Below are 12,776 nucleotides of genomic sequence, written 5' to 3' on the forward strand. Positions count from 1 at the left end.
AGCAGACGTCTTTTGTGTTGACAGAACGGTTTTACACCTCGTATAATAAGACAAATCAGAATTGCGGAGGATCGTCCTATGAAACGAATCCCATTTGCGTTGCTGGGCATCTCGCTGGCCGGTATGCTGGCGCTCAGCGCGTGTTCTTCAACCAATCAAACGGCAGGTACGAACACGACCGGACAAGGCATCACCGATGCGCAAAGCGGCAGCGGACAGACCACCGAGCAAGCCGGTGTGCTCAGCAGCTTTTCTGCCACCGATTTGGATGGAAATACCGTTGATCAGTCGGTTTTGGCGGATTATGATTTGACCATGGTCAACGTATGGGCAACCTTCTGTGGTCCCTGTATCAATGAAATGCCTGATCTGGGTGAACTCGCACAGGAATATGCCGATAAAAAGGTGCAGATCATCGGTCTGGTGTCCGATGTGCTCAATACGGACGGAACGATCAGTGAGGAGCAGGTGCAAACCGCCCGCGATATCGTGGAGCAAACCGGCGCAAGCTATCTGCATCTGCTGCCTTCCGAGGACTTGTATGGCGTTCTGGGGCAGATTTCCGCTGTGCCGACCACGTTTTTTGTCGACAGTGAAGGGAAACAGGTCGGTTCGGCTATCGTCAGCGCGCAGAGCAAGGACAAATGGGTGCAGACTATAGATGCGATGCTGACAGAGGTGCAGGGATGAGCTTTCTTCGCCGTAACCGCGCCGCTGTAATTACGTTGGCGGTTGCTGTGCTGTTTCTTGTGCTGGGCGTACTGCGCGAAGAAACGCAAATCGTATTCCGCAAGGCGGTCAATATCTGTATGGAGTGTATCGGCCTTGGGTAAGCTGCGCGACCATGCCCGCACGCTGGTCCAGCTGCTTTTCGCTGCTTTGACAAACGGTTACGCCGCCGGTTTTGCCAAAGGCAGCATCTATAAGGGACAGAGCAAGCTGATTTGCGTGCCGGGGCTTAATTGCTATTCCTGTCCGGGCGCGCTCGGCTCCTGCCCGATTGGCTCATTTCAAGCCGTCATCACCAGCCGCACCAACAAATTCACTTTTTATGTGATAGGCTTTCTGCTGTTGTTCGGCGCCTTGTTCGGCAGACTGGTCTGCGGCTGGCTCTGCCCGTTCGGGCTGGTGCAGGATCTGCTGCATAAGATACCCTTTCCCAAAAAGCTGCGCCGACTGCCGGGCGATCGTGTGCTCAAATATCTGAAATACGTCATTCTTGTCGGGTTTGTCATTGTTTTGCCGCTGACTGTGCTGGATATCGTGGGACAGGGCCAGCCGTGGTTCTGCAAATATATCTGCCCGTCCGGTACGTTGTTTGCTGGAATTCCGCTGATTGCATCCAACCCGCCGCTGCGCGCAGCGCTCGGCTGGCTGTTCACCTGGAAGGCAGCCATTCTCGTCGTGCTGCTGGTGCTGAGCGTGGCGGTATACCGCCCGTTCTGCCGCTATTTGTGTCCGCTCGGCGCGATTTACGGCTTGTTTAATCCGATTGCACTGTACCGGTTCCGGATTGACGCGGAAAAATGCACGCAGTGCGGCGCTTGCCGGCAGGCCTGCAAACTGGATATCTCTGTGTGGCAAACGCCAAACAGCATGGAATGCATCCGCTGCGGCGATTGTCGGCGCGCCTGTCCGCATGGTGCGATTGAAACGGTCAATCCCTGCCAAGGACAGCGGCGAAAAGATGCCTGAAGCGGGATGCATGTATTTTTTCCGCGGAGTCGGATAAAGATAATTGTCAACCTCTGTTTCATCGTGGTATAATAGGGATACCATTTACTTCAACGCATTACACCAACACGCAAATCTTTAGGGGGAATTTTCTTGACTGCTGTATATGCCATTCCGGTATCCGCCGTGAATCCGGACGACAGCGCATCTCGTGCCCGCTTATCCCGTGGTCGCCTGGAACAGATGGACCGACGCCACGGAACAGCCAGAGCGCAGGGCTTTGCGGCATCGCTTTTGCTGGAATATGCGGTCTCGCAGCAGTATCCGTGGGTGGTTCACCCACTTGCCATTTCGATTGCTGAGGGCGGGAAACCGTATCTGGTATCCGAACCCGGCATCCATTTCAGCCTGTCTCATTCGGGCGACTGGGCGGTGTGCGCGCTTAGCGACCATCCGGTCGGTGTGGATATTGAGCGCTGCGAGCCGGGGCGGCGGGATGTTGCCTCCCGCTTTTTCCACCGTGAGGAGGTGCGTTACCTCAACACGGTTCTGCCTTCCGCGCGGGATGATGCATTTTATAAGCTCTGGACACTCAAGGAGAGCTTTGTCAAATCCACCGGACGGGGACTCGACCTGCCGCTGCGCAGCTTCTGGATTGACATTCATCGCATGCCGCCGCGGCTGGACTGTGACGAGGTCGCCGGCAGCTATTCGCTTTTCCTGCCCGAGTTTGCCGACCGGGATTACCGTCTTGCGGTGTGTGTGGAGAAGGCGAACGCAGAGCAGCCGGTTTTGCACATCATGAACTGACATATCCAAAGAAAAAGGACGATGCCTGTCGCATCGTCCTTTTTTCTTATGCTTTTTTCTGTTCGTATGCAGCGCGTACTGCGGTCGCGAGTTGATCCGAGCAGCTGGTTCCTTTGCCGCTGCACGAAATGCCTTTGAAATACCCCTCGATTTGGTCGACGGTCATACCCTCCACCACACGGCTGATGGCCTGTAAATTGCCGTTGCAGCCGCCTTGAAAGGAGACGTTGTGCACCTTATCCCCGTCCAAATCGAATGAAATCTGCATCGGGCAGACGCCGCGCGGCTTGTAATCGAAATGTTGCATATTTGCTTTTGTCCTCCTTACAGCAGCGTGCGGATATGGTCCGCCGCCTGCATGAATGTATCCGCCTGATAGTATGCGCGCGTTTCCTGCGGCTGCGGCAGACCGGTCCAGTTGAGCCAGATTCCCGCCACGCCGACATCCATTGCGCCTTGGACATCATGCCGGAAGTTATCGCCCACCATCACGGCCTCGTGCGGCAGACAGCCGCATTTTTGCAGCGCCAGCCAGAAAATCGGCGCGCCCGGTTTATCCATGCCCGCCTCCTCGCTGGAAACCAGATAGTCAACGCGGTCCGCAAGACCGAGATACTCCAGTTTTTCCATCTGGATATCCGCCATCATATCCGTGCAGACGGCAGTCTTAACGCCGGCCTGCCGCAGATCGTCCAGCAGCTCGGTCACGCCCGGGCGCAGCTCCATTTTTTCGAGCACCGCATCCCAGTAAACCCGATGCGCCTTGCGCGCATAACGAATCGCATTGCAGCCCAGCCGCTCGAGCGCGCCCTGCGCGAACAGCACGCGGTCGTGTATCGGCGGCATGCCGGGCTGCTGCCGCCCCAGTCGGTGGCGGTTGACACGAAACGCCTGCGCAAAGTCCTCGCCGGAGAGCCCCAATTCCTGTTCCGCCCAGACGGCAAGCCGCTCATACGCATAGGCGTCACACACGCCGAAACTGCCGTACAGCGTATCGTCCAAATCAAAAAGTACCGCTTTCAGTCCCATAAATCCCTCACAACAGTTTTTCGTTATACACCGCGCGGCTGCCGCCGACGAATTTGGCGCGACGGCGTGCGCAAAGCAGGATGGCCTCGCCAATGTGCTTGACCTCAATGCGCAGCGGCACGACAACCGGCTTGATGTGCATGCCAATCAGCGTTCCGCCGATGTCCATGCCCGCGTATGCGGACTGCTTGAGGCTTTCCACTGCGACCGGGTCGGCAAACCGCTTGTAAGCGGTGGTTCCGAACGAACCGCCCGCCTTGGGCTGCGGAATAACGTTGACCTCATCCAGTCCGAACCGTTCGCACGCGGCCCGCTCAACAATGAGCGCGCGGTTGAGGTGCTCGCAGCACTGCGCGGCAAGATAGACGTCGCGCTCATGCAGTACGCCATAAATGCCCTCAAACACCGCTTCGGCCACCTCTACGCTGGAATGCGTGCCGATTTTTTCTCCGCACACCTCGCTCGATGAGCAGCCGACCACAAACAAATCGCCTGCGCGCAGCTTTGCTGCGTCGCACACCAAAGCTGCCGCCTTGGCGCTCTGTTCTCTGATTTCAGAAAGCTCCATATTTTATGCCTCCTTTGATATTTACAGTATACCACAGTTTATCCATGCTTTCACCGTCTTTTTTCCTGCGGCATACATTGAGATTGAGGCAAGGCCTCAAACCGATAAACAAGGAGCAACCTGCATATGAATACGACCAATCCTTCGGGCGATCAGGCGCTGCCTGCGGACAGCATTGATCCCCGTCTGCTTTCGCTTGCCATGGCATTCGTGCCGGCGCAAAGCTTTGATACGCCGTATGAACCCGCGCTGGCCTTCAGCCGCGGTACGATTTTTCCGGCGCTCGATAAACCCTTCCTCGGAGAGGAGGCCGTTCCGCAATGACCGAACGCGAAAAACTGCTCAGTCGTGTGCGCATGTATGATTTTGCGCTGGTGGATGTGATCCAATACCTTGACGGCCACCCGAAAAACGCTGCGGCATTGGCTTATTACAGCAAAATGCGCACTGCCTTTGATAAGGCCGCAGCCGAATACGAGGATGCTTTCGGCCCGTTGACCGCACGTGAAGTGGATACCCGTGTCGGCAACTGGCGCTGGATTGACGACCCGTGGCCGTGGGAAGGAGAGGATAACTAATGTGGTCATACGATAAACGCTTACAATATCCCGTTAACATCAAAAATCCCGATCCGCAGACGGCAAAAATTGTCATTACACAACTTGGCGGACCGGATGGCGAGATCGGTGCGGCGATGCGCTATCTCAACCAGCGTTATGCCATGCCGTACAAAGAGGGCAAGGCAATTCTGACGGACATCGGCACAGAGGAACTTGCGCATCAGGAAATGATCGCAGCCATCGTCTATCAGCTGACGCGCAACCTGACCCCCGAGCAGATCAAGGAGGGTGGATTTGACGCCTACTTCGTCGATCATACGACCGGAATTTATCCGCAGTCCGCGGCGGGCATTCCGTTTTCGGCCTCTGCGCTGCAAAGCAAGGGCGACCCGATTACCGACCTGTTTGAGGATCTGGCGGCCGAGCAAAAGGCACGCACAACGTATGACAACCTGCTGCGTTTAATTGATAACCCGGATGTACGCGAACCGCTCAAGTTCCTGCGAGCGAGAGAAATTGTACACTTCCAGCGCTTCGGCGATGCGCTGCGTGTGGTACAGGATCATCTGGACAGCAAAAACTACTATGCATTCAACCCCGCGGTGGATCTGCGCAAATCTGCGCGCAAAACCGCAGCGTCTGCGGAGACAGACACCGCCGCCACATCGGACTGACGGCGGACAGTCGGTGCATCCGAACGCGGAAAATACGGTGTGAAGAATAAATAACTGCCGAGAAAAGGGTGCTGATGGAATCGTCAGCACTCTTTTCGTCTTGAAAATAGAGGGGAGTTGGTGCAGGAGCGATTTGCTTAATGAATACGCTTTTTGTGCAGTATTCTGCTTGACATGCAGGCAGCGACAGACTATAATGAACGATGTTCATATTGGGGTGATGGAATGAATACAGTCGTGACATCAAAGGAAGAAATTCTGAAAACAAGCCGGGAACTGATGCAGCAGCAGGGCTGGTCAGCGGTCAATATTCGCTCGGTTGCGGCGGCATGCGGTGTTTCGGTCGGGTCCATTTACAATTATTTTGCCTCCAAAACAGAGTTGGTGGGCGCTGTTGTAGAAAGCGTTTGGTGCGAGATTTTCCATCGTCCGGAGGACGAGGCGGTATTTCAGGATATCCGGACATGCATCGCCTGGATGTACGAGCGCATGGAATACGGCTGCAAGCAATATCCCGGTTTTTTTGCGATGCATTCGCTGGGCTTTATGCAGGAGGATAAACCGGATGGAAGACGGCGGATGCAGCAAACCTGGCAGCATATTTTAGATGGATTATGCGCGGTTTTAAAGCGGGATATCAACATTCGGCCTGATGCTTTCGATGAACAGTTCACGGCTGAGAAGTTCGCGAATATCCTGTTTTCGCTGATGCTGTCTGCGTTGCAGCGGCAGGAGTATGACCCCTCGGTCGTTCTGGAAATTGTTCGCAGGACGCTTTATTGATGCATCCTGTACTGCGGTGGGAATTTTGTCTTGAAAACTGAACGATGTTCACGGGAAAGGAAGCAAGATATGAAAGTGAAGCGTAATACACTGCTGCTCATTGCCTGTCTGGTATGGTGTGCAGCGGGATTTAATATTTTCCGTATCGGGGTTCTGGCCTATCCGGCCTATATCACGGTATGGAATCTGCTGTTGTCCGTGGTGGTTTTCGCTGTTTTCCAAAAGTTTATTTTCGGGAAACTGGTGCAGAAGCACACGGCGCGCATTACTGGCTATGCAGAGGAGCGGCAGTTTTTCCTCAAATTTTTTGACGGAAAGGCCTTCGGCATCATGGCGGTGATGATGACCGGAGGTATCGGTTTGCGGGTGTCCGGCATTGCGCCCGACCGGTTTATCGCAGTGTTTTATTCCGGATTGGGTGCTGCGCTGCTGCTGGCCGGCATTTGGTTTGGCTGCAACTATGGTAAAGCGGCCTTGGCCGCTGTCAAGGTGCAGGAACGAGCAGAAGGAAAGGATGTGTAACACATGCAGGCAATTATGGAAACACTTTTTGATATTGTATATCTATCTTTGGTCATTACTGTTGGAGTTTTGATGATTCGGGGCAGTAAGGGCAACCGCCAGTTCCGCTTGTTCGGATGGATGGCTGTCATATTGGGGAGCGGCGACGCCTTTCATCTGGTGCCGCGTGCGGTGGCGCTTTGCACGACAGGTCTGGAAAACTATACGGCTGCATTGGGGCTGGGGAAGTGTGTCACTTCCATTACCATGACGATTTTCTATGTGCTGCTGTATCGTGTCTGGCGGCAGCGGTATCAGGTCACCGGACGCGGCGGTTTAACGGCAGCGGTGTACGGTCTGGCCGGGCTGCGCATTGTTCTGTGTCTGATGCCGCAGAATCAGTGGTTAAGTGCGGACGCACCGCTTTCCTGGGGCATTTACCGCAACATTCCGTTTGCGCTTTTGGGGCTGCTGGTGATCGTACTGTTCTATCAGGCGGCGAAAAAGCATCAGGATCGTGCCTTTCGTTGGATGTGGCTGACCATCGTGCTGAGCTTTGCGTTCTATATTCCGGTGGTTTTGTGGGCCGATGTTGTGCCGGCGGTCGGGATGCTGATGATTCCCAAGACCTGCGCATATGTATGGGCCGTACTGATGGGTTATTTCGCCATGAAGCGGGAGTGCCGATAGGGAAAACAGAAAACGGCATGGCGAAAAGCCATGCCGTTTGTATTTAATAATGGTTCTGATGAGAGACGCCGTGGGGCGTCTCTTTTGCATTCAGTTGAGAATCTTGAGAAACAGCTCCCGGTTGAACTGTTTGTGGAACTGCTCAACCTGATCGGCAATGCTTTCGCAGCATTGCTTGACTTCGGGATTGGCCGAACCGTTGGCGTTGCGCTCTTTGAAAACATGCCCCCACTCGGTCAGGTCAATCTTAAAAATGAAGTTGCTCGGAATGCTCAGCATATACAGCCCGCGCTTGACGTCCGGATTGTCCGCCATATCCTCTCGGATATATCCGTTGACCGCCTTGACGTATTTCACCCCGTCGTGCTCGATGGTCTGCGGTACCGCAAGTCCAAGTTCCTGCAAAGCAAGGTCGGTCGGCAGAATTTTGTCCTGATACCACGCCGACATTTCGTAAGAAAAGGAGGCAAGGCGGGTGCTCGAACGGATGATGCGGTTGTTAAAGCGCTTGGCATGTGCGTCCCAGTCATCCTGACCGGCGCGGTGCAGTCCCTCCACGGTGACAGACATGTCGATAAACCGCAGCATGGTGGTATGCTTCCAGCCCCATTTGGTGAGCTTGTCCATCCAGTCGGCGAATTCGGCAAATGCATCCGCCTGAGCGCTGTCATATTCCCGCAAGCCGCCGTCCGCACGCAGTACCGTGCGGCAAACTTCCCGAATATGCAATTCCTTTTCGCGTGTCCATGACCGCTTGCTCATGAACATGGAAACGATTGCGTCGTCGATGCCCGAAATCTGATTCAAATACGTTTTCATCGGTGTTCCCTCACTTTTTTACGTTGATTATAGCATGTTTGCAATCGCGCCGCAATATCAGACCGTAGAAATCCGTGCGGGCCGCTGCTCTACAGCACAGCAGCGGCCTGCACAAAGCGCGCGCGGGATGCGCTTGGAATCGTTATGCATTTTCTTGGAGCGCGTCGCGCAGTTTTTCCAGTGCCCGTTTTTCAATGCGCGATACATACGACCGTGAAATGCCGAAGCGTTTGGCAATTTCGCGCTGCGGCAGCGGTGCGGCCATGCCGAGTCCATACCGGAGCCGTATGATTTCTCTTTCGCGCGGGGAGAGCGATGCGGCGAGCGCGCGATGCATGGCAAGATAGCGGTCATGCTCTTCCACCGCTGCAAGGCCGTCGTCCTCGCAGCAAATGATATCCTGCAAGGCCAGCGCATTGCCGTCTCCGTCGGTTTCGAGCGTGTCGGATAGCGATAATTCTCCTGCATTTTTTCGTTTTTGCCGGAAGTGCATCAGCAACTCGTTTTGAATGCATTTGGAAGCATAGGTTGCCAGACGGATGCTCTTATCCGGGCGGAATGTGCTGACCGCTTTAATCAGTCCGATGGTGCCGATGGAAATCAGGTCATCCTGTTCGGCGCTGGAGGCGTAGTATTTCTTGACAATATGCGCCACCAGCCGCAGATTGTGCTCAATCAGCTGTTCGCGGGCTTTTTCGTCTCCTTCCTGCTGCATTTTTCGCAGCAGCTCTGCTTCTTTGTCCGGCGGCAGCGGCTTGGGGAACGACCCGTCCGCGCCCTGCACGCGCAGGACGAGAAAAAAGAATGCGCCGCCCAGCGCAAACAGGGCGGGAAACAGCATGCAAACGCACCTCACTTTTTTCAGGATACCGTTACGTTATGCATGTCGATGGCTGTCCTATGACGCAGAAAATAGGGCTTGTAATTTTCATACGAATCCATTATAATATGGTAGTATTCATGGCAAAAATGCACGAGGAGGTGTAAGCAATGCCAGGTGCTCAGGAATACCTGACAGCGATTGGTCAATTCGCGCCGCTTGTTGTCCTGATCGTTTTGTTCTATTTTCTGATGATCCGTCCGCAGCGTAAGCGCGATAAGGCCGAACGCGAGATGCGCAATTCGATTGATGTGGGCGATGAGATCTCCACGATCGGCGGTTTTATCGGCCGTGTTGTCAGCGTGAAGGATGATGTGCTGGTAATCGAAACATCCAGCGATCGTACTAAGCTCAAGATTTACCGTTGGGCGATTCGCGGCAAGGAGGCTCCGGCGACGGAAACGGTCGAGGCGCCCAAGGATGCGGATAAGAACGCAAAGTAATAAACAGGTTTCTTGCCGAATAGGATAAAGCAAAATCATTCGGCGGGAGGATGCGTAAGTTATGAGAAAAACCAATGAAGGACCTTCGCCCGTCGGCGTGTTGTTGCCGGCGGCAGTGGTCGGCCTGCTGACAACCTTGCTGCTGATGCTGATTGGTGCGATTTTTGTGCATCGTCGAGTATTGGCAGAACAGGCAATCGCCCCATGCGCATTAATCTTTTTGGCAGTGGGCTGTGCAATCGCCGCACTGATTTCGGCAAAGCGCGCTCCGGGAGGGAAATTCCTGTGGGCGATGGGCGCCGGCATTCTGGTTTTTCTGATTCTGCTGTTGGTGAGCATCATTCCGCTCGCCCAGCCGATGGATGTTGTGCGTATGGCGGTCAGCCTGCTTTGTGCGCTGGCAGCTTCGGCGCTCGGCGGCTTTGCCGGCGCCAATATGCGTAAACGGAACAAATATCGTCATTTAAAAAAGTAGGAGGGAAATTTCCATGAAGCATGTATCTACGCTGACCTCTGCAACCCTGAAGCAGACTGCAGCACACGGCGGCTGCGGCGAGTGCCAGACTTCCTGCCAGTCCGCGTGCAAGACCTCTTGCACGGTGGCAAACCAGAAGTGCGAGCACGCGAAGTAATCGCGGGTTTTATGAAGTCAATCGCAAGGCGTGCCGGTTGCGGCGCGCCTTGTTTGTTGCGTATCGGAGGAAGATTAAAGAAATGATTCATCGTTATCAAAAAAACGGTTTGAATTTTGTGCTGGACGTCAATTCGGGCGCAGTGCATGTGCTGGATGATATCAGCTATGCGGTGTCCGGCCTGATTGACGAGAATATGGCGGATACCTGCCCGCAGCAGATTGTGGACGAGCTTTCGCAGTATCCGGCGGACGAAGTGCGCGAGGCGTACAGTGAGCTGGCAGAGCTGAAAAAGGCGGGCCAGCTGTTCGCGCAGGATGATTACATCGATGTGAGCAAGTATATTCCGGTCGGTGCACCGGTCAAGGCGCTGTGCCTGCATGTCGCGCATGACTGCAACCTGCGCTGCAAATACTGCTTTGCATCCACGGGTGACTTTGGTCAGGGACGCAAGATTATGCCGCCGGAAATTGCTAAAAAGGCGATAGATTTTGTTATCGCGCGCTCAGGCAAGCGGCATAATATCGAGGTGGACTTCTTCGGCGGCGAGCCGCTCATGGCGTGGGATACGGTTGTGCAGACGGTGGATTATGCGCGCAGCTTGGAGGAGAAGTTCGATAAAAAGTTCCGCTTCACCATCACCACCAACGGTTTGCTGCTCGATGAGGACAAGCGCGCCTATATCAACGAAAATATGGATAATGTTGTGCTGTCGCTCGACGGCCGTCCCGGGGTCAACGACGAGTTCCGCAAGACCGTGTCGGGCGCAGGGAGCTACGATGTTATCGTGCCCAAGTTCAAGGCGCTGGTGGATGCGCGCGATCCGGAGAAGGATTACTATGCGCGCGGCACGTTCACTTCGCATAATCTGGATTTTGCCGACGATGTGGTGCACATTGCGGACGCGGGCTTTGACCGCCTGTCGGTTGAGCCGGTAACGGCGGAGTGCGGCTGCGGCTACGATTTAACCGAAGCGGATCTGCCAAAAATTGAAGCAGAATACGACCGCCTGACCGAGATTATGCTCGAGCGCAGAAAGGCGGGCAAGCCGTTCTCGTTTTTCCACTTCATGGTCGATTTGGATCAGGGTCCGTGCGTGGTCAAGCGTCTGCGCGGCTGCGGCGCGGGCTATGAATATGTGGCCGTCACGCCGGACGGCGATATCTATCCCTGCCATCAGTTTGTCGGCAAAGACGAATTCAAGCAGGGCAGCGTGCTTGACCAGTCGTTCGACATGGACATAGCGGCCAAGTTTGCGGGCATGAACATTTATACCCGCCCGAAGTGCCAGAAGTGCTGGGCGAAGTTCTACTGTTCAGGCGGCTGCTCGGCGGCAAACTACAACATGAATCATGATATGAATGATTCGTATGATCTCGGTTGCGAGATGGAGCGCAAGCGATTGGAATGTGCAATTTATCTGAAAGCGGCGGAGAAAATTTGCGCAGATTAGTCAATGCGACAAAAATGTATCAAGAAACCGTAAAAGTCGTTGCGGACACCTGCAAAGCTGCCGTATAATGACTACTGTATTTTTCAATGTCCCTCGGTGAAGGAGATGATGATATGCCGCAGAACGTATTGGTGTCCGTGCTGGGTGAGGGGGAATATCTGCCCCATCTGGTTCGTGCCATTCTGGAAAAAGAGGTAATTCCGGCGCGCAACCTGTTCCTGTCCTCTAAAAATCAGGTAGCCTGTCAGGCGGCCGAGGGCTATGATGTGCGCATCTGTGAGGATGACCTTTCCGCTGTGATCAAAAGCGAAATCGTTTTGGTGACAGCGTCCAAGCGCGAAATGCCGACCCAGTTGGCTATGATCTCCAGCAGCTCGCAGAAGCGTGTGGTTGTTACCGTGTGCGATAGCGAAAAGGTCGACTTGGCTTATGTAGCCGATCGCATCGCAGCCGCAACCGAGCTGATTGCCGCCGTGCTGCATCGGGACGAGAACGGAAAGCTGTACGCCACGTATGAGATCAGCCAGAAGGCGCGCCTGTTCCTGCATCAGCCGTGCCGTGATTTGGTCAACGCCATGTGCGAGCGAATCAATGAAATGGGCTGAGTTCTAAAACGGTCAAACCGGGAATATGCTGTATCATGACCTTCCACGAGGGGGAGACGGATGAATAAACAGCATATTCTCGGTTTTTTTGATGATCTGGTGCGCACGCCCGCGTTTCTGTTTCTGTGCGCGATGTTTTTGTGCGGTGCGGTAGCGGGCGGGCTGACCGGTCTGCGTGCCAGCGAAGGGGACAGCGCAGTGGAGCTGACAGCGTTTCTGGCGCAGCTGCCGGGACAGGCACTCAAAAGCGTGCTGTGCGCGCTGTTGTGGATTATGCTTGCGCCGCTGTGTGCGCTGCTGCGGCCAGCACCGCTGTTCCTGTCCGCTGTGGTAGCCGCCCGCGGCTTTGTGCTGGCGCTGACGATGGCGGTCGGGCTGGGACAGGAGGAAGGGGCGCTGCTGTCCCTCGGCATGGCGGCGCTGCCCGCAATGCTGGGCGTGCCAGCGCTGCTGGCCGCCTGCTCCATGGTGTGGCAGAGCGGGGAGGCAATGGGACGGTATTCGCTGCGCGCCTGCCGCGCACCGTTTGCGGTGTGTTTATTGCTGGCGGCAGCGGGTGCGCTGCTGCGCGTGGTCTTTGCGCTGCTGTGGAACATATGACAAGAGCCGGACGCATCTGCGTCCGGCTCCTGTTTATTCGGCGGGACAAAGCTGC

General features: G+C 55.0%; 21 protein-coding genes. 16 read left to right on the top strand and 5 right to left on the bottom strand.

Annotated features, from left to right (window positions below; genetic code table 11):
• Positions 1 to 78: 78 nt before the first annotated feature.
• From ACESSO_RS07480 to ACESSO_RS07495, 4 genes are all read left to right on the top strand, one after another.
• Positions 79 to 690, top strand: coding sequence for a TlpA family protein disulfide reductase (locus ACESSO_RS07480; protein WP_373164420.1), 612 nt, complete (start codon positions 79 to 81; stop codon positions 688 to 690).
• Positions 687 to 833, top strand: coding sequence for a CD1871A family CXXC motif-containing protein (locus ACESSO_RS07485; RefSeq protein ID WP_373164421.1), 147 nt, complete (start codon positions 687 to 689; stop codon positions 831 to 833). The genes ACESSO_RS07480 and ACESSO_RS07485 overlap by 4 nt, the downstream gene beginning before the upstream one ends.
• The gene (locus ACESSO_RS07490; RefSeq protein WP_373164422.1) at positions 826 to 1,695 is read left to right on the top strand and encodes a 4Fe-4S binding protein; all 870 of its coding nucleotides are present in this window, start codon (positions 826 to 828) and stop codon (positions 1,693 to 1,695) included. The genes ACESSO_RS07485 and ACESSO_RS07490 overlap by 8 nt, the downstream gene beginning before the upstream one ends.
• A 132-nt stretch (positions 1,696 to 1,827) precedes the next feature.
• Positions 1,828 to 2,484 carry a 4'-phosphopantetheinyl transferase superfamily protein gene (locus ACESSO_RS07495; RefSeq protein WP_373164423.1) on the top strand — a complete coding sequence of 219 codons (657 nt, stop codon included), beginning with the start codon at positions 1,828 to 1,830 and terminating at the stop codon, positions 2,482 to 2,484.
• A gap of 46 nt (positions 2,485 to 2,530) precedes the next feature.
• Here ACESSO_RS07495 and ACESSO_RS07500 read toward each other — a convergent pair whose 3' ends face one another.
• Genes ACESSO_RS07500 through ACESSO_RS07510 form a run of 3 tightly spaced genes read right to left on the bottom strand, consistent with a single transcriptional unit; the run spans position 2,531 to position 4,081 of the window.
• Positions 2,531 to 2,791, bottom strand: coding sequence for a TIGR03905 family TSCPD domain-containing protein (locus ACESSO_RS07500; RefSeq protein ID WP_373164424.1), 261 nt, complete (start codon positions 2,789 to 2,791; stop codon positions 2,531 to 2,533).
• Positions 2,792 to 2,808: 17 nt separating this feature from the next.
• Positions 2,809 to 3,513 (bottom strand): HAD family hydrolase, encoded by a 705-nt coding sequence (locus tag ACESSO_RS07505; protein ID WP_373164425.1) that lies wholly within the window; start codon positions 3,511 to 3,513, stop codon positions 2,809 to 2,811.
• A gap of 7 nt (positions 3,514 to 3,520) precedes the next feature.
• Positions 3,521 to 4,081 carry a TIGR01440 family protein gene (locus ACESSO_RS07510; protein ID WP_373164426.1) on the bottom strand — a complete coding sequence of 187 codons (561 nt, stop codon included), beginning with the start codon at positions 4,079 to 4,081 and terminating at the stop codon, positions 3,521 to 3,523.
• A gap of 126 nt (positions 4,082 to 4,207) precedes the next feature.
• On the opposite strand from ACESSO_RS07510, the gene ACESSO_RS07515 reads away from it, so the two are divergent.
• The 6 genes from ACESSO_RS07515 (at position 4,208) to ACESSO_RS07540 (ending at position 7,289) form a co-directional block, all read left to right on the top strand.
• Positions 4,208 to 4,405 carry a spore coat associated protein CotJA gene (locus tag ACESSO_RS07515; protein ID WP_125116521.1) on the top strand — a complete coding sequence of 66 codons (198 nt, stop codon included), beginning with the start codon at positions 4,208 to 4,210 and terminating at the stop codon, positions 4,403 to 4,405.
• Complete coding sequence (locus tag ACESSO_RS07520; protein WP_297274786.1) at positions 4,402 to 4,659, top strand: spore coat protein CotJB; 258 nt, start codon at positions 4,402 to 4,404, stop codon at positions 4,657 to 4,659. The genes ACESSO_RS07515 and ACESSO_RS07520 overlap by 4 nt, the downstream gene beginning before the upstream one ends.
• Positions 4,659 to 5,315 carry a manganese catalase family protein gene (locus ACESSO_RS07525; RefSeq protein WP_373164427.1) on the top strand — a complete coding sequence of 219 codons (657 nt, stop codon included), beginning with the start codon at positions 4,659 to 4,661 and terminating at the stop codon, positions 5,313 to 5,315. The genes ACESSO_RS07520 and ACESSO_RS07525 overlap by 1 nt, the downstream gene beginning before the upstream one ends.
• 225 nt (positions 5,316 to 5,540) lie before the next feature.
• On the top strand, positions 5,541 to 6,098 hold the full coding sequence (locus ACESSO_RS07530; RefSeq protein ID WP_373164428.1) for a TetR/AcrR family transcriptional regulator: 558 nt from the start codon (positions 5,541 to 5,543) through the stop codon (positions 6,096 to 6,098).
• A gap of 69 nt (positions 6,099 to 6,167) precedes the next feature.
• Positions 6,168 to 6,620: a hypothetical protein gene (locus ACESSO_RS07535; RefSeq protein WP_373164429.1), complete on the top strand. Its 453-nt coding sequence runs from the start codon at positions 6,168 to 6,170 to the stop codon at positions 6,618 to 6,620.
• 3 nt (positions 6,621 to 6,623) lie between these two features.
• Positions 6,624 to 7,289, top strand: coding sequence for a hypothetical protein (locus tag ACESSO_RS07540; RefSeq protein ID WP_373164430.1), 666 nt, complete (start codon positions 6,624 to 6,626; stop codon positions 7,287 to 7,289).
• A 90-nt stretch (positions 7,290 to 7,379) separates the two neighbouring features.
• Here the strand turns inward: ACESSO_RS07540 and ACESSO_RS07545 are convergent, their stop codons facing one another.
• Both ACESSO_RS07545 and sigK read right to left on the bottom strand, forming a co-directional pair.
• Entirely contained in the window at positions 7,380 to 8,108 is a 729-nt protein-coding gene (locus ACESSO_RS07545; protein ID WP_373164431.1) for an FAD-dependent thymidylate synthase, read from the bottom strand.
• 142 nt (positions 8,109 to 8,250) lie between these two features.
• The gene (gene sigK / locus ACESSO_RS07550; protein WP_373164432.1) at positions 8,251 to 8,949 is read right to left on the bottom strand and encodes an RNA polymerase sporulation sigma factor SigK; all 699 of its coding nucleotides are present in this window, start codon (positions 8,947 to 8,949) and stop codon (positions 8,251 to 8,253) included.
• 149 nt (positions 8,950 to 9,098) lie between these two features.
• Between sigK and yajC the strand changes: the two genes are divergently transcribed.
• From yajC to ACESSO_RS07580, 6 genes are all read left to right on the top strand, one after another.
• On the top strand, positions 9,099 to 9,431 hold the full coding sequence (yajC, locus tag ACESSO_RS07555) for a preprotein translocase subunit YajC (RefSeq protein ID WP_373164433.1): 333 nt from the start codon (positions 9,099 to 9,101) through the stop codon (positions 9,429 to 9,431).
• 61 nt (positions 9,432 to 9,492) lie between these two features.
• Positions 9,493 to 9,906, top strand: coding sequence for a TIGR04086 family membrane protein (locus ACESSO_RS07560; protein WP_373164434.1), 414 nt, complete (start codon positions 9,493 to 9,495; stop codon positions 9,904 to 9,906).
• 13 nt (positions 9,907 to 9,919) lie between these two features.
• Positions 9,920 to 10,063, top strand: a complete 144-nt coding sequence (scfA, locus tag ACESSO_RS07565; protein ID WP_078096990.1) for a six-cysteine ranthipeptide SCIFF — start codon at positions 9,920 to 9,922, stop codon at positions 10,061 to 10,063.
• A gap of 82 nt (positions 10,064 to 10,145) precedes the next feature.
• Positions 10,146 to 11,516, top strand: a complete 1,371-nt coding sequence (gene scfB, locus ACESSO_RS07570; RefSeq protein ID WP_373164435.1) for a thioether cross-link-forming SCIFF peptide maturase — start codon at positions 10,146 to 10,148, stop codon at positions 11,514 to 11,516.
• Between the two features lie 113 nt (positions 11,517 to 11,629).
• Positions 11,630 to 12,121: a hypothetical protein gene (locus ACESSO_RS07575; RefSeq protein WP_373164436.1), complete on the top strand. Its 492-nt coding sequence runs from the start codon at positions 11,630 to 11,632 to the stop codon at positions 12,119 to 12,121.
• A gap of 60 nt (positions 12,122 to 12,181) precedes the next feature.
• Positions 12,182 to 12,721 (top strand): hypothetical protein, encoded by a 540-nt coding sequence (locus tag ACESSO_RS07580; RefSeq protein ID WP_373164437.1) that lies wholly within the window; start codon positions 12,182 to 12,184, stop codon positions 12,719 to 12,721.
• The last annotated feature ends 55 nt before the right edge of the window (positions 12,722 to 12,776 follow it).

Origin of the sequence: Agathobaculum sp. Marseille-P7918 (assembly GCF_964248325.1) — a bacterium.
Classification (GTDB): Bacteria; Bacillota; Clostridia; order Oscillospirales; family Butyricicoccaceae; genus Agathobaculum.

Coding starts and splice junctions, on each gene's coding strand:
- ACESSO_RS07505 (WP_373164425.1), bottom strand. CDS start 3,513: ATGGGACTGAAAGCGGTACTTTTTGATTTGGACGATACGCTGTACGGC.
- ACESSO_RS07520 (WP_297274786.1), top strand. CDS start 4,402: ATGACCGAACGCGAAAAACTGCTCAGTCGTGTGCGCATGTATGATTTT.
- ACESSO_RS07525 (WP_373164427.1), top strand. CDS start 4,659: ATGTGGTCATACGATAAACGCTTACAATATCCCGTTAACATCAAAAAT.
- ACESSO_RS07500 (WP_373164424.1), bottom strand. CDS start 2,791: ATGCAACATTTCGATTACAAGCCGCGCGGCGTCTGCCCGATGCAGATT.
- scfA (WP_078096990.1), top strand. CDS start 9,920: ATGAAGCATGTATCTACGCTGACCTCTGCAACCCTGAAGCAGACTGCA.
- sigK (WP_373164432.1), bottom strand. CDS start 8,949: ATGCTGTTTCCCGCCCTGTTTGCGCTGGGCGGCGCATTCTTTTTTCTC.
- yajC (WP_373164433.1), top strand. CDS start 9,099: ATGCCAGGTGCTCAGGAATACCTGACAGCGATTGGTCAATTCGCGCCG.
- ACESSO_RS07545 (WP_373164431.1), bottom strand. CDS start 8,108: ATGAAAACGTATTTGAATCAGATTTCGGGCATCGACGACGCAATCGTT.
- ACESSO_RS07540 (WP_373164430.1), top strand. CDS start 6,624: ATGCAGGCAATTATGGAAACACTTTTTGATATTGTATATCTATCTTTG.
- ACESSO_RS07480 (WP_373164420.1), top strand. CDS start 79: ATGAAACGAATCCCATTTGCGTTGCTGGGCATCTCGCTGGCCGGTATG.
- ACESSO_RS07535 (WP_373164429.1), top strand. CDS start 6,168: ATGAAAGTGAAGCGTAATACACTGCTGCTCATTGCCTGTCTGGTATGG.
- ACESSO_RS07485 (WP_373164421.1), top strand. CDS start 687: ATGAGCTTTCTTCGCCGTAACCGCGCCGCTGTAATTACGTTGGCGGTT.
- ACESSO_RS07530 (WP_373164428.1), top strand. CDS start 5,541: ATGAATACAGTCGTGACATCAAAGGAAGAAATTCTGAAAACAAGCCGG.
- ACESSO_RS07580 (WP_373164437.1), top strand. CDS start 12,182: ATGAATAAACAGCATATTCTCGGTTTTTTTGATGATCTGGTGCGCACG.
- ACESSO_RS07510 (WP_373164426.1), bottom strand. CDS start 4,081: ATGGAGCTTTCTGAAATCAGAGAACAGAGCGCCAAGGCGGCAGCTTTG.
- ACESSO_RS07560 (WP_373164434.1), top strand. CDS start 9,493: ATGAGAAAAACCAATGAAGGACCTTCGCCCGTCGGCGTGTTGTTGCCG.
- ACESSO_RS07575 (WP_373164436.1), top strand. CDS start 11,630: ATGCCGCAGAACGTATTGGTGTCCGTGCTGGGTGAGGGGGAATATCTG.
- ACESSO_RS07515 (WP_125116521.1), top strand. CDS start 4,208: ATGAATACGACCAATCCTTCGGGCGATCAGGCGCTGCCTGCGGACAGC.
- scfB (WP_373164435.1), top strand. CDS start 10,146: ATGATTCATCGTTATCAAAAAAACGGTTTGAATTTTGTGCTGGACGTC.